The following is a 13,165-nucleotide window of genomic DNA, read 5'->3' on the forward strand; positions in this document are numbered from 1 at the left end:
GGGCGTCGCCTCGTGGATGAAATTGCGCGTCGCAATACGGCGACCAGAACCTGAGGCACGTACTGTCAAACGCGGATGGCCGGCGCGTGTGGCGGCATGGCTCATGCGGCCAGCAAGGCGGATCACACCGCCCAGGTCCGCTTGAGGAATGCGCGCTGCGTTGGACAGATGATTGCACCAGTGTGCCCACCGGTCGTCGCTACGCCGAGGCAAGCTTCCCATGCGGCGACAGCAGCTCAGCGTTGCTCACGTATCCGCCACGCTTGGCGTGCCGCGGATGGACGTTGCGAGGCACCAGTCGACCTGACGCCTCGCAACCTTGGCCACTCTCTGCAAGGCGGGGCGTGCATGTACGACAGCACACCCTGCCCTTGGCTCACCACACGACTCAGAAGCGGTGCGCCATGCCCACATACACCTGCGCGTCCGGGGTACGGTCGTTGAGCCCAAAGTTGGCGCCCACGTCCAGTTGCAATAGCGGATTGATCAGATACGCAGCCGCGATATCGGCCGAATATTGTTCGATGGTCTCGGCCGGGTCGCGATTGATCGAAGACCACACTTCCACTGCCATCGATAACTTCGGCGTCAGCGGACGTGCCAGGTTGATCGCATTGACGATGGCGACATGCTTGCCGCTGCCATCGCTGTCGGCCAGCCAATCCACCTCCGGGCCGAAGGTCAGCGAGAAACTATTAGGCAATACGAAATTGATCGGCAACGCGACGCCGCCTTCCCACTCGTCGTTGCCCAGACCGGTGCGGGCGGTCGGCGCCTTGACGAACGGCAGCACCGCGACGGTGGCGGTGTCGCTTTCGTAGAAACGCGCCTTCATGCGTAGATAGATGTCGCCACCGCCACTCAGGCTGCTGCGTGCGCCAGTAGCGCGATCGGTGGTTTTGACCTGCAGCTGCGGCGCCCAGTTGAGCTGCAGATCGATGCGGTCGCTGACGCCGTATTTGAGCGTGGGATTGGTGAACACCGAGGTTTCGATGCGTGTGCCGGGCTGGCTGTCGCGGGTGTAGCTACCGATGTCGGTTTCCAGCTGCCAGGCGCCGGTCGGCACGGTACAGGTGGAATTGGCCTTGGTCGGCCGATCGGTGCACAGCGCCGCTTCGGTGGCGTCTTGTGCCTGCGCTTGCGTCGCCAGGCCGCACAGCACGCCGGCCATGGCGATGGTCAGCAGGGGGATACGCCGTACACGGGACGGGAAACGGGGAATAACAGTCAGCATTGCAGTAACTCCATGGCAGAGCGCTGGACCGATGACACGACAGGCCAGCAGTGAGGGAGGGGGAATGCGCGTGGAGAGGTGGATCGACTGCATGACGCTGGAATATCGGCGTCTGCTCGATCCTATCGAACTGTCGAGCTCGCCAGACAAAAAGCGACCGCAACCGCACTTTGGAAGCGGCGCAGTGTGATTGGGCTAACGTTTTTGTCGGCAGCAGCGGCGGCGCGATGGCCTAGAGCGCGGAGATCAGCGGGGTCGATCGAGGCATGCGGCAGCCGTAACGCATCATCCGTGCGGGAGACGGCACGATACGGAGCGGCGGCATAAAGGCGCTATGCATGAGCGCTGGACCTGGCATAAAGCCGGCGCAAAGACGGGCTGCAGACAAGGAAGTGCCGTCACGGACGGTCGACGGGGTCTGCAGCGGCGATGCGTGGGGATGGTGCAGATGGCAGCGGCGTGCGCTGCGGGCAGGTCGCCTTGCGCGCCTGCCAGAACGGCGCATGCATCGCATGCGCCGTGTCTGTCGCCAGGCTCAGGCCGCCTGTTCGCCGCGCTTGCCGACGCGATACAGCAGCCAGCCGACCACGGCGAGGATGGCCAGGCCAACCCACTGATTGAGTTGCAAGGCAGCTGGCAGTGCCAGCACATCGGCGCGGCTGGACAACACGATCGGCACCGCGATGGCGATGCCCATCAGCGCTTCGCCGGTGATCAGGCCGGCGGCAAACAGCACGCCCGGACGATGCACCCGGTCGCGGCCATCTTCGTCGTCGGCGCGGATGTTGTGGAAGCGCTCGACCAGATGCGCGATCAGGCCACCGACAAAGATCGGCACCATCAGCTCCAGCGGCAGGTAGATACCGATCGCTGCGGCCAGCACCGGCACGCGGAAGCGCTTGCCGGTGGCCTTCAACCATTCGTCCAATGCGATGATCGCCGCGCCCACCACCGCTCCGATGGCGATCATGGTCCACGGCAACTGGCCGCCGAACAGGCCCTTGGCCACCGAGGCCATCAAGGTGGCCTGCGGCGCGCCCAGCGAGTTGGGGTGCTGCGGAGTGGCCGGGCCGATGCCATACGCCTGCGCCAGCAAGTTCAGCACCGGCGCCATGATCAAGGCACACGAAAACGCACCGATGCCGAGCATCAGCTGCTGCTTCCACGGCGTGGCGCCGACCAGATAACCGGCCTTGAGATCCTGCAGGTTGTCGCCGCCCACCGCCGCCGCGCAGCACACCACCGCACCGATCATGATCGCCGCCACCGCGCCCAGCGGTGCGGCGCCGATGCCCACCGGCACCAGCCCGTCCTTACCCAGCAACAGCACCAGCACCGCCGAGGCGAACAGGATGGTGGAGATGGTGATGCCCGACACCGGGTTGTTGGACGAGCCGATCAAGCCAGCCAGATACCCGGACACCGACACGAACAGAAAGCCGGCCACGATCATGATGATGGTCATCGGGATCGACACATGCCACTGCTGCACGATGGCCTGATACAGGCCAAGCAGCGGCAAGGTGCACAGCACCAGCGCCACCAGCATCCACTTCATCGGCAGATCGCGCTCGGTTTCGGCGACCACGCCGCCCCCGCTCTTGCGCGCGGCGGCAAAGCCGCTCTTGACGCCGGAAAACAGCGATTTGCGCAGCGAGAACAAGGTCCACACGCCGCCGATCAGCATCGCACCGACGCCGAGGTAGCGGATCTTCGCGCCCCAGATGCCGAAGGCCGCATCGGCCGCTGGCGCACCGACCAGGCTCTGCGCCAGGGCCGGGTCCGAGCCCATGAAGAACTGCTGATACAGCGGGATGGCGATGTGCCAGGACAGGATCGAACCGGACAACACCACGATGCCGACGTTCAAGCCGACGATGTAGCCCACGCCCAGCAATGCCGGCGACAGGTTGGTGCCCAGATACCCCACCAGGCGGCTGCTGCCCAGGTAGGTGGCCTGTGCCCAGGTGTCCGGGATCACCCGCAAGCCGCTGGCGGCAGCGAGTTTGACCAGCGCGCCGATGGCACCGGAGGCGGCCAGGATCTTCAGGCCCGGGCCGGGGTTTTCACCGGCCTTGAGCACTTCGGCGGCGGCCTTGCCTTCGGGGAACGGCAGCGGGTCTTCGACGATCATCGAGCGCCGCAGCGGCACCGAGAACAGCACGCCCAGCAGCCCGCCCATGCCGGCGATGCCCAGCACCCACCAGTATTTGAAGTCCGGCCAGTAGCCCATGATCACCAGCGCGGGGATGGTGAAGATCACCCCGGCGGCGATCGACGAACCGGCCGAGGCACCGGTCTGGACGATGTTGTTCTCCAGAATGGTGCCGCCCCCCAACAAGCGCAGCACGCCCATCGACACCACCGCTGCCGGGATGGCCGTGGCGATGGTCAAACCGGCAAACAGGCCGAGGTAGGCGTTGGCGGCCGAAAGCACCACCGCCAGCACGATGGCCAGCACGATGGCGCGAAAGGTGAGCTGGCGCGGTTGCGCGTCTTGGCTCATTGGGCATTCCCCTGTGGGCAAAAAATCCGTACCACGCTAGCGCCTGCGCCGATGCGAGTCCAGCTGCGGCGCGGCGTGACAGTGCGGCTGCCATGGCGTGTGGTGCGACGGGTTGACCGCGGTGCGGCTCCATCGGTGCGTTTACGTCAGCATCAATGCGCTTTAAACCTCACCAAGATCATGACGACCACGCATCCTTGTTACATCGCCGCGCACTACGGGGAACGCGCCCCCGTGTTCAGTCTTTTTGTCTGTGCTGAGTAAAGCCCATGGGCAAGCGCCATACACACACAAGAGCGGCTAACAACGCGTGGCGAGCAGGCGTCAGTTGGATGTGGACGGCGCGGAGGAACCGGCGTGTACGAGGGGACCATGCCGCACCGAGCACCCGCCACGCCCGCCTGGCAGCCGCACAGTCGTTTTGTTAGCTGCTCTAAGACCGCCATGTAACCAGAGGTGCAGACCATGCAACATCCACTGACCGCCGCCCTGATGGCCGGCATGCTGCTGTCGTTATCGTCAGCCGCCACATTCGCCACACCACCCGCCGAGCACGGCGCGCAATGCCCTGACCCGGCAGAGGTGCGTTACGAGGCGGACCGCTATCGCGCCAACGTACGACTCGGGGTGGCGTCAGGAAGCGGGGCTTGGTCCAGCACACTACAAGCCAACAATGGCAAGCCGCGGCACTTGGCCTCGGTGCTCTATTACGGCGAGTCACCCGAGACAGCGTCCAGCATGGGCGTGCTGGTCAACTGCACTTACTCCATGCGCGGCGGCAAGGAAGTGGATCTGGCGTATTTCGACAGTCGCACGCCACAGATGCAACGCAACCTGTTCGTCACCCCCAGACACCCGACGCACTGGCAACTCGATCAGCCGCCGGTAGCAGGAACGGTCCAGTTCTACACATGCACTCGGAGTGCAGAGGACTGCGCGTTCGAACCGCTGCGTCTGGAGGAATGACGCAGCGGTACGCACTGTGTAGCGTCAGTGCAGCAGTTCGGCGAATGCGCGATCGGCTTCGATGACGTCCGGCAAGGTGGCGAACAAGCCTTCCAGGTCGACGCCGTCCATCAGTGGTGCGCGCAGCGCGTCCAATGCCTGCGGGGTGGCACCGCCGTGCGCGTGCAGCGCGTCGGAAACCTGCACCGCCTGGGCCACCAGCAACGGCATCCGTGCGCCTTCGGGCGCGGCGGCCGGGCGAACCTGGTAGGCGATGGCTTCCTGGATCACCACCGGCAATTGCCAGCGACGCACCAGCTCGGCGCCCACTTCCGGGTAGCCGAAGCCCAGTTGCAGGGTTTCTTCGGCGGCATGGCCGGCCGATGAGGTGTCGTGATTGATGCGACTGGCGTAATCCGGTGCGCCGGACTGGATCAGCAGTTCGCCGATGTTGTGCATCATCCCGCAGGTAAAGGCGGTTTCCGGGTCCAGGCCGTGCTGGCGCGCCAGCAGACGGCAGATGCCGGCCACCTCGAAACTGTGCCGCCAGAAGGCCTTGAGATCGAAGCCCGGGCCGGCGCGGAAGGCACCGGTCATGGCCGAGGCCAGCACCAGGGTGCGCAGCGTGTTGAAGCCCAAGCGCATCGCGGCGTCTTCCACGCTGGTGGAATCGCGCAAGCCGTGGAATCGTGCCGAATTGGCCAGGCGCAACACCTTGGCAGCGATCACCGGATCGCGCTCGATGGTGTGCGCCAGTGCATCGATATCGGTTTGCGGATCGTCGAATTGACGGATCAGGTCCTGCGCCACCTTGGGCACGGTGGGCAAGGTGTGCAACTGGTCGAACAACGCCTCCAACTTCATGATCGCCTCGTGGGTGAACGGATAAGCCAGCGCGGTTGCGCAGACCTGCATGGTGTAGCACAGACCGGTTGGCTGTCGGTGACCGAGGCCGGGCTTATTTATGCATGCGTGTGGATTTTTGCGCTTGAGGCGGCATCCCGCACGCCGCCGGGCGATGATCATGGCCGCCAGCGAACTCGACAGTGATGCGCAGGCGATTGCGCAGATGCCAGTAGGAATGCGGTTTGGCTGTGGATCAGCGGGGGTGACAGGCGCGCAGCGATGCACGGTTGTACTGCGCGCAGCCGCATCAGGCGCATGGACATGACGCATCGTTGCATTGTCGCTGCGTGCTTGCTTCGGCAGCGCTAATGAAAGTCGCGCGATGGCAGCTGCATCTCGCCGAGCAGATCGCTGAGGTCGTACACGTCGCCGGCAATCAGATGCTCCACATCGTCCACGCGCTCCCAGCGGCCACGCACCGCGAGCAGGCGCGATTCGAGCAATGCGCGGCGTCGGCGCAGCGCCAGGTGCGACCAGACGATGACGTTGATCATGCCGTGCTCGTCTTCGAGGGTGACGAAGATGGTGCCCTTGGCAGTGGCCGGGCGCTGCCGCTGAGTAACCAGCCCGGCCACATGTACGCCGCTGCCGTGGCGACGGCCCTGCAGGTCGCGCAGACCCAGGATGCGCCGTTGCTGCATCTGCGGGCGCAGCAGCGCCATCGGATGCAGGCGCAGGCTCAGGCCGACCGAGCGGTAGTCGGCCAGAATCTCTTCGCCCATCCGTGGCGCTGCGAACTCCACCGCGCGTTCTTCCGGACTGCCGGGCAGCAAGGGCCGGCGCGCTTCCACGCCAGCCATCGCCCAGCGCGCGGCATTGCGATTGCCGACCAGGCTTTGCAAGGCACCGGCTTCGGCCAAGGCCAGGCGCGCCTTTTCGTCGAGTGTCGCGCGCAGGCACAGGTCGCCGATGTCGGTGAAGGCGCGTTGCGTGCGGGTGGCGACAATCCGATTGGCCGCCACTTCCGATAAGCCAGCGACCTGGCGCATGCCCAGCCGGATCGCCGGTTGTTCGCCAGGGTCGGCATCGCTGCACCACGCCCGGCCGCCCACCAGGGTGTTGTCCCAGTCGCTGTGCAGCACATCTACCGGCAAGACCTCCACGCGCGCGCGCTCGGGGCTGCCGCGACGTGCGTCCTGCACGATCTGGCTGGCCGAATAAAACCCCATCGGCTGCGCATTGAGCAGCCCGCAGGCAAATGCCGCCGGTTCGTGGCGTTTGAGCCAACAGCTGGCATAGACAAGCTTGGCGAACGAGGCGGCATGACTTTGCGGAAACCCGTAGGAGCCGAAGCCTTTGATCTGTTCGAAGATCTGGTCGATGAAGCTGGAGGCGTAGCCTTTGCCCTGCATGCGCTCGCGCACCCGCGCGCGATGCTGTTCCATGTCGCCACCGCGTCGCCAGGCGGCCATCGATCTGCGCAGATTATCGGCTTCGCTTTCGGTGTAATCGGCCGCATGCATCAGCAGCTCCATCACCTGCTCCTGGAACAGCGGCACGCCGAGGGTCGGCTTGAGGATGTCTTCCACCTCCGGCGAGGGATAGTTGACCTCTTCGCGGCCCTGTCGCCGGCGCAGATACGGATGCACCATATCGCCCTGAATCGGCCCGGGCCGCACGATCGCCACTTCGATCACCAGGTCGTAGAACACCGCAGGCTTGAGCCGCGGCAACATCGCCATCTGCGCGCGCGATTCGATCTGGAACACGCCCACGGTATCGGCGCGCTGGATCATCTTGTAGGTGGGCGCATCCTCGCCCGGCAGCGTAGCGATGCTGTAATCGCGCCCACGCTGCCCGCGTACCAGGTCCAGCGTCTTGCGGATGCAGGTCAGCATGCCCAGCGCCAGGCAATCGACCTTGAGCAGCTTCATGGTTTCCAGATCGTCCTTGTCCCACTGGATGATGGTGCGGTCGGCCATCGCGGCGTTTTCCACCGGCACCAGCATCGATAAAGGCTCATCGGAAATCACGAAACCGCCGACATGCTGCGACAGATGACGCGGGTGATCGCGCAGGTGCTCGGTGACCGCAAGAATCTTGTTGATCAGCGGGTTGGCCAGATCGAAACCGGCCTCTTCGATGCGTTGTTCCATCGGCGTGTCGCCATTGCCCCAGCCATAGCAATTGGCCAGCAAGGCGATCTGATCCGGTGGCAGGCCGAACGCCTTGGCCACATCGCGCACCGCGCTCTTGCCGCGGTAGCAAATCACCGTAGCGGCAAGCGCGGCACGCTCGCGGCCGTATTTGCTGTAGACGTACTGCAGCACTTCTTCGCGGCGCTCGTGCTCGAAGTCCACGTCGATGTCCGGTGGCTCGTCGCGTTTTTCGGAGAGGAAGCGCGCCATCAGCAGACGGGTTTCGTCGGGATTGACTGCGGTGATCCCCAGCGCATAGCACACCGCCGAATTGGCCGAGGAGCCACGCCCCTGGCAAAGAATGTGCTCTGACCGTGCAAACCGCACTACATCCTGCACGGTAAGAAAAAACGCCTCGTAGTTTTTCTTGGCGATCAGCGCCAGTTCTTTTTCGATGTCTTCGCGCACCTTGGCCGACACTCCCTCCGGCCACCGCTCACGCATGCCGGCTTCGGTGAGCTGGCGCAGATAACTGGCGGGAGTATGGCCTTCGGGCACCAGTTCGCGCGGATAATCGTATTTGATGGTGGAAATATCGAAGGTGCAGCGTGCGGCCAACTCCACCGTGGCTTGCAACAACGCACCCGGATAGATGTTGCCCAAGGCGCGCCGCGTGCGCAGGTGGCGCTCGCCATTGCGGAACAGATGCGCGCCGCACTCGGCCAGCGGGGTGGTGTGGCGGATGGCGGTCAAGGTGTCCTGCACGATGCGCTCGCGGCGCTGCGCCATGTGCACATCGCCGCTGGCCAACGCGGTCATGCCCAGTTGCTGCGCCAACTGTTGCAAGGCAAGCAGACGCGCCGCGTCGTCCTGCTCGCGATGCAGTTCCACTGCCAGAAACGCGCGCGCGCCGAACACCTGTTGCAACCAGGCGCCCTGCTCTGCCTGCGGCTGCGCGCCAGGCAACCACAGCGCAAAGACACCGGGCACAACATCGTGAAACTGCGCCTGCACCTCCGCACGCCCCAAACGATAATCACCCTTGCCCGCTGCGCGTCGTGCGGTGGTGATCAAGCTGCACAACTGTGGATAGCCCTGCGCATGCTCCACCAACAGCACAAAGCGGGTGCCATCGACGAGGGTGAATTCACTGCCGACGATCAGCCGCACGCCGGTGGCGCGCGCCGCTTCCAGGCCACGCACGATGCCGGCCAGCGAACATTCGTCGGTGATGGCCAGTGCGCTGTACCCGCAGTGTTGCGCGCGCACGAACAACTGCTCGGCACTGGAGGCGCCACGCAAAAACGAAAAGTCCGACAGACAATGCAGCTCGGCATAGGCAGGCAGGCCATCGGCGAGCTGCGCATGGGTAATGTCGTCGTTGGCCGCGCGCAGCCGTGCTGCGACATTCCAGGCGCGCGGCATGCGCCCGCCCGGCGTGTCGCGGTCCACGCCATCGACAGCGTCATCCCAGCTCATGCGCGCATCCCTTCAACCATCGCGCTGCCAGCGCAGCGTCTTTGCAATGCGCGGCAGATCGCCTGGTTGCAGCAGCGCCCTCGCGTCATGCTGCATCGGACGCTTGCAGCAGCGCTGCGATGACCCGCCAGGCACCCCACGCTGCGCTCTGGCAGTGGCATGCGCCGGATCACGCAAACCACCCATGCAACATCCAGCCTTGGACATGGCCAGGCGCGGCAAAGACCCAGCCGCGTCGGCCGCGCGCGGTCTCCACCACGTAGTAATCGCGACGCGCCTCGTCGTCGTCCCACCAGCCGCTTTCCAGCCGCTCGGGGCCGGAGACGATGCGCAGGTGCGGATCGTGCAGAGGCACCGGCTGCGGCAGCAACCAGGTGGGCCGCGGCGGACGTGGCGGCGCGGCGGCTTCGCGCACCGTATCGCCGATGGCGCGGCGCCAGGCGCGTTCCGGGCGCGGGTCGTCGGCCGGCAGCACGCGGTACACCGCCTCATCGCCCAGGCGCGCACGCAGCCGTTCGCGCAGTTGCGGCCAGTCCACCGACTGCTGCGCACGTTGGTCGAACAAGTCGCGCATCGCCGGCACGAACGGCGGCAGCTGGCGCGCCAACAGCCGCATCGCCACCACCGGCCGTGGAATCTCCACCCGCTCCAGCCGGTTGCGGGCCAGCTCGAACAACAACGTGGGCGCACGCTCCGGTGTCAGCAGACCGATCTCGACATCAGTGGCGCCTTGTTCGTGTTCCAGACGCAGCAAAAAGCGTTGCACGCCGCCATCGCGAATGGACAGATAGGTGCACAGATCGCCGATCAACCTGCGCAGCGGGAACAGCAAGGCCGGATGGGTTTCCACCTCGTAGCCCAGCTCCACGCGTTGGTCGAAGTGATCCGGGGGCGCGTAGTACTCCAGCGTGTCATCGACGTTGCCGTAGAGCCGATCCAGATGATCGAGCAGGCCGGCACCGAAACGCCGCTGCAGCCCGTCGCGCGGCAAGGCACGTACCGCGGCGAGCGTGCGCACGCCCATGTGCTGCAGGCGCTCGCCAGCATCGCCGGGCAAAGCGGCACGGCGCACCGGCACCTTGTCGAGGGTGCTGTGCAAGTCCGGCAATTGGGTCACCACCATGCCATCGCGCAACCCGGCCAGCACGCGCGCCGCGCGTGGCGTGGGTGCCAGCGCAAGCCGGTGCTGGAATCCCAATGCCTGCAACTCGTCGCGCAGGCGGCGCTCGAAACGTGGCCACGGGCCGAACAAGCGAAAACTCGCACCCGCCTCCAGCACGATGGCGCGCGACCATTGCTGGCTCACCAACGAACTGTGCCGGTACGCCCAGGCCGCAAGAAAGCGTTGCGTGCGCGCTTCGTTCTGCGCGTCGTAATCGATCGTGCGTACCTGCGCCATCAAGGCATGCGCCGCAGACAGGCGCATGCCCGGTTTCAATCCCGCAGCGGCAGCGGCGGCATTGACCGAATGCAGGCTGCGCAGCTGTGCCGGCCCCTGCACCAGCACCAGCGGCGCCTGCGGCTCTTCAAGCCGCCGTAGAACGGCGTCCAGTGCCAGCTGCGGCAATAAGATGCAGGCCCACAACATGCGCGCGGCTCAATGCGCCAGCCGCAACGGCTGCGAAGGCACTTGGCCGCCGCGGCACTTGCGCACCTGCCAGGCATCGCGCTCAGGCAGAAATTCCAGCCGCAAGGCCGCCGGCGATGCATTGACCGCGTGGCGACGATCGCGCAACGCAAACGCGCAGCAATTGCCGCTGTCGGCCGCGACCTGCAGCCGCCGCAAGGCGCGCGCATCGCCGGTCTGCGGCCAGCCCAACACCGCCGCGCAGGCGCCGCTGCGCAGGCATTGTTCAAATGCCCACAAGGCGTCGCGCGGCTCGGCCTGCACCACTTCCAGATGCTCCAGCACCACCCCGCCCGCCTGCCAGGCCGGCGCGTACGGGATGAAGGGCGGCGCCACCAGCACCACCCGGCTGCTGGCGCCGGTCATCCGCGCCAGCGTGGGCAACAACAAGGCGATCTCGCCGATGCCATGTGCCGGCAACAGCAACTCGGTGAGCGCTCGCCGCGGCCAGCCGCCATCGGGCAGCAGCGCATCCAATGCTGCATGCCCGGTGGATTCGCCGCCATTGGCCGTGGCGGTGCCGTGGCCTGCACGCCATACCGTGCGCGCGGCCAGCAAGGCATCCAGCGGCATGGCCAGCGCGGCATTGCCGTGGTGTCGCAGCTGCACGGGCTCGCTCATCTCAACCCTGCCGAATCAGGCCGCAGTACAGTCCTTCGATCGCGAAGTCGGCGTCGGCCGCCACCACGATCGGCGCATGCGCGCGGTTGCGCGGCAGCAGCCGGATGCGCTCGGCGCCGCGTTCCAGGCGTTTGATGGTGATTTCGCCATCCACCCGCGCCACCACGATCTGCCCATCGCGCGCGTCGTTACTGCGATGCACGCCGACCAGGTCGCCATCCAGGATGCCGTCGTCGATCATCGAGTCGCCCTGCACTTGCAGCAGGTAATCCGGGCGCAGCGAAAACAGCGTGCGGTCCAGCCACAGCTGCCGCTCCAGCCCGATATCCGCCCCGATCGGCACACCGGCCGCCACCCGCCCCAGCACCGGCAAGGCCAGCAAGGCATCGCGCCCGGCGCCGCCTGGCACGCGGATGCCGCGCTTCTGGTTGGGCAGCAATTCGATCAACCCGGCCTCGGCCAGTGCCTGCACGTGCTTTTGCGCGGCATTGCGCGAGGCAAAGCCGAACGCCTGCGCGATCTCGGCCAGGCTGGGCGACACGCCGGCCTGGGCCTGCTGCTGCAGGAAGGCCAGCACCGCAGCACGTTTGGGGGACAAGGGCGTCATGGAGAACAAGGACTGTGCGGGACAAGGTGTACATTTGTACACTTATCGGTCGCAGCAGGCGAGATTGGCTGGTGCAGGTTGCTGAGCCGCTCAGCACGGCTGCTTGCGAGCGTACGATCAAAGAGTTATAACTTACGTAATAACGCGAAAGGGCTGCCATGAAACTCAAGATCACTGCCATCGGCAACTCCGCCGGCGTCATCCTGCCCAAGGATCTGCTTGCGCGTTTGCGCCTGGGCAAAGGCGACGAGCTGTATGCGCTGGAAACGCCCGACGGCATCAAGCTGACCGCTTTCGACCCCACCCTGGCCGCGCAAATGGAAGTGGCCGAGCAAGTGATGCGCGAGGATCGTCAGGTGCTCAACAAGCTGGCCAAATGAACACGCGCATGGTCGTGTGGATCACGCGCGGACTTGCCTCGGCCATCCATGAGCGTCAATTGAGCGAACACGGCGGCGCTGCTGGCGTGCGCGACGAGGCATTGCTGGATTCGGCCCTGGCACGTCCGCAACAGCTATTTTCCTACGGCGATCCCCCACCGGACCTGGTGGAGTTGACCGCAAGCCTGGCCTATGGGCTGGCGCGCAATCACCCGTTCGTCGATGGCAACAAGCGCACTGCCCATGTCTGCTATCGCGTGTTCCTGATGCTCAATGGTGCCGAGCTCATGGCGTCGCAGGAAGAGAAGTATGTCGCCATGATGGGATTAGCAGATGGTGCGTGGAGCGAGGCCGAATTTGCCCACTGGTTGCGCCCACGTGTGCGCTTGCGCGCGGACACGCAGGTGCATGAGCCGCAGGGTCAGTACGGTTGATGCGTTGTCGGCGCCATGCGGGTCGCATGCGATGGGTGTACTGACCTTCCCTACAGCTGCGACGTCTTGCATGCACAACTGTATCTCTCTACACAACAACAGCGACGCCGCGACCCATCGCCTGCGGCATCGCTTGGCAGCTTGAGCATCGTGGCCCTCAATGGCCGTGCATCGCTAAGTTGCAGCTGCGTGATGTCTGCCTGACAACGCGCCGAAGAGCGGCTCAAAAAACGTAGCGAGCAGTCGCCAGGTGGGCGTGGACAGCGCGCTCAGAAGCGGCGTGTACGCGTGGTACATGCCGCACCAAGCACCGGCCAGGCCCGCCTGGCGGTGAGCACAGTCGTTCTG

The 13,165-nt window shown here is 65.4% G+C and carries 10 protein-coding genes and 2 other RNA genes; 3 read left to right on the top strand and 9 right to left on the bottom strand.

Annotated elements, in window-relative coordinates; translation table 11 throughout:
• Window positions 1–388: 388 nt before the first annotated feature.
• The 3 genes from VC212_RS02605 to VC212_RS02615 form a co-directional block, all read right to left on the bottom strand.
• On the bottom strand, window positions 389–1,171 hold the full coding sequence (locus VC212_RS02605; RefSeq protein WP_238155952.1) for a transporter: 783 nt from the start codon (window positions 1,169–1,171) through the stop codon (window positions 389–391).
• 598 nt (window positions 1,172–1,769) lie between these two features.
• Window positions 1,770–3,740, bottom strand: coding sequence for an oligopeptide transporter, OPT family (locus tag VC212_RS02610; protein ID WP_323515790.1), 1,971 nt, complete (start codon window positions 3,738–3,740; stop codon window positions 1,770–1,772).
• Window positions 3,741–4,038: 298 nt separating this feature from the next.
• Window positions 4,039–4,114, bottom strand: a non-coding RNA gene (locus VC212_RS02615) — sX9 sRNA.
• A gap of 91 nt (window positions 4,115–4,205) precedes the next feature.
• Between VC212_RS02615 and VC212_RS02620 the strand changes: the two genes are divergently transcribed.
• On the top strand, window positions 4,206–4,706 hold the full coding sequence (locus VC212_RS02620) for a DUF3757 domain-containing protein (protein WP_323515791.1): 501 nt from the start codon (window positions 4,206–4,208) through the stop codon (window positions 4,704–4,706).
• A gap of 24 nt (window positions 4,707–4,730) precedes the next feature.
• On the opposite strand, the gene VC212_RS02625 is transcribed toward VC212_RS02620, so the two are convergent.
• From VC212_RS02625 to lexA, 5 genes are all read right to left on the bottom strand, one after another.
• Window positions 4,731–5,549 carry an HDOD domain-containing protein gene (locus VC212_RS02625; RefSeq protein WP_055846276.1) on the bottom strand — a complete coding sequence of 273 codons (819 nt, stop codon included), beginning with the start codon at window positions 5,547–5,549 and terminating at the stop codon, window positions 4,731–4,733.
• A gap of 347 nt (window positions 5,550–5,896) precedes the next feature.
• The gene (locus tag VC212_RS02630) at window positions 5,897–9,148 is read right to left on the bottom strand and encodes an error-prone DNA polymerase (protein ID WP_323515794.1); all 3,252 of its coding nucleotides are present in this window, start codon (window positions 9,146–9,148) and stop codon (window positions 5,897–5,899) included.
• Window positions 9,149–9,317: 169 nt separating this feature from the next.
• Window positions 9,318–10,736, bottom strand: coding sequence for a DNA polymerase Y family protein (locus tag VC212_RS02635; RefSeq protein ID WP_323515796.1), 1,419 nt, complete (start codon window positions 10,734–10,736; stop codon window positions 9,318–9,320).
• A 9-nt stretch (window positions 10,737–10,745) separates the two neighbouring features.
• Window positions 10,746–11,396 (bottom strand): translesion DNA synthesis-associated protein ImuA, encoded by a 651-nt coding sequence (imuA, locus tag VC212_RS02640; RefSeq protein ID WP_167455829.1) that lies wholly within the window; start codon window positions 11,394–11,396, stop codon window positions 10,746–10,748.
• 1 nt (window position 11,397) lies between these two features.
• Complete coding sequence (gene lexA / locus VC212_RS02645) at window positions 11,398–12,003, bottom strand: transcriptional repressor LexA (RefSeq protein WP_115514427.1); 606 nt, start codon at window positions 12,001–12,003, stop codon at window positions 11,398–11,400.
• 158 nt (window positions 12,004–12,161) lie between these two features.
• Between lexA and VC212_RS02650 the strand changes: the two genes are divergently transcribed.
• Both VC212_RS02650 and VC212_RS02655 read left to right on the top strand, forming a co-directional pair.
• A complete protein-coding gene (locus tag VC212_RS02650; protein WP_055845667.1) occupies window positions 12,162–12,383 on the top strand; it encodes an AbrB/MazE/SpoVT family DNA-binding domain-containing protein in 222 nt (73 codons plus the stop codon).
• Window positions 12,384–12,391: 8 nt separating this feature from the next.
• The gene (locus VC212_RS02655; RefSeq protein WP_055846280.1) at window positions 12,392–12,817 is read left to right on the top strand and encodes a type II toxin-antitoxin system death-on-curing family toxin; all 426 of its coding nucleotides are present in this window, start codon (window positions 12,392–12,394) and stop codon (window positions 12,815–12,817) included.
• Window positions 12,818–13,037: 220 nt separating this feature from the next.
• On the opposite strand, the gene VC212_RS02660 is transcribed toward VC212_RS02655, so the two are convergent.
• A non-coding RNA gene (locus tag VC212_RS02660) (sX9 sRNA) lies at window positions 13,038–13,114 on the bottom strand.
• Window positions 13,115–13,165: the final 51 nt, after the last annotated feature.

The sequence above is a fragment of the Xanthomonas sp. WHRI 8932A genome (assembly GCF_035012785.1).
Lineage (GTDB): Bacteria > Pseudomonadota > Gammaproteobacteria > Xanthomonadales > Xanthomonadaceae > Xanthomonas.

What these genes read in the sequence shown, in the direction of transcription:
- VC212_RS02605 (WP_238155952.1), bottom strand. Translation starts at nt 1,171, where the DNA reads ATGGCCGGCGTGCTGTGCGGCCTGGCGACGCAAGCGCAGGCACAAGAC.
- VC212_RS02610 (WP_323515790.1), bottom strand. Translation starts at nt 3,740, where the DNA reads ATGAGCCAAGACGCGCAACCGCGCCAGCTCACCTTTCGCGCCATCGTG.
- VC212_RS02620 (WP_323515791.1), top strand. Translation starts at nt 4,206, where the DNA reads ATGCAACATCCACTGACCGCCGCCCTGATGGCCGGCATGCTGCTGTCG.
- VC212_RS02625 (WP_055846276.1), bottom strand. Translation starts at nt 5,549, where the DNA reads ATGAAGTTGGAGGCGTTGTTCGACCAGTTGCACACCTTGCCCACCGTG.
- VC212_RS02630 (WP_323515794.1), bottom strand. Translation starts at nt 9,148, where the DNA reads ATGAGCTGGGATGACGCTGTCGATGGCGTGGACCGCGACACGCCGGGC.
- VC212_RS02635 (WP_323515796.1), bottom strand. Translation starts at nt 10,736, where the DNA reads ATGTTGTGGGCCTGCATCTTATTGCCGCAGCTGGCACTGGACGCCGTT.
- imuA (WP_167455829.1), bottom strand. Translation starts at nt 11,396, where the DNA reads ATGAGCGAGCCCGTGCAGCTGCGACACCACGGCAATGCCGCGCTGGCC.
- lexA (WP_115514427.1), bottom strand. Translation starts at nt 12,003, where the DNA reads ATGACGCCCTTGTCCCCCAAACGTGCTGCGGTGCTGGCCTTCCTGCAG.
- VC212_RS02650 (WP_055845667.1), top strand. Translation starts at nt 12,162, where the DNA reads ATGAAACTCAAGATCACTGCCATCGGCAACTCCGCCGGCGTCATCCTG.
- VC212_RS02655 (WP_055846280.1), top strand. Translation starts at nt 12,392, where the DNA reads ATGGTCGTGTGGATCACGCGCGGACTTGCCTCGGCCATCCATGAGCGT.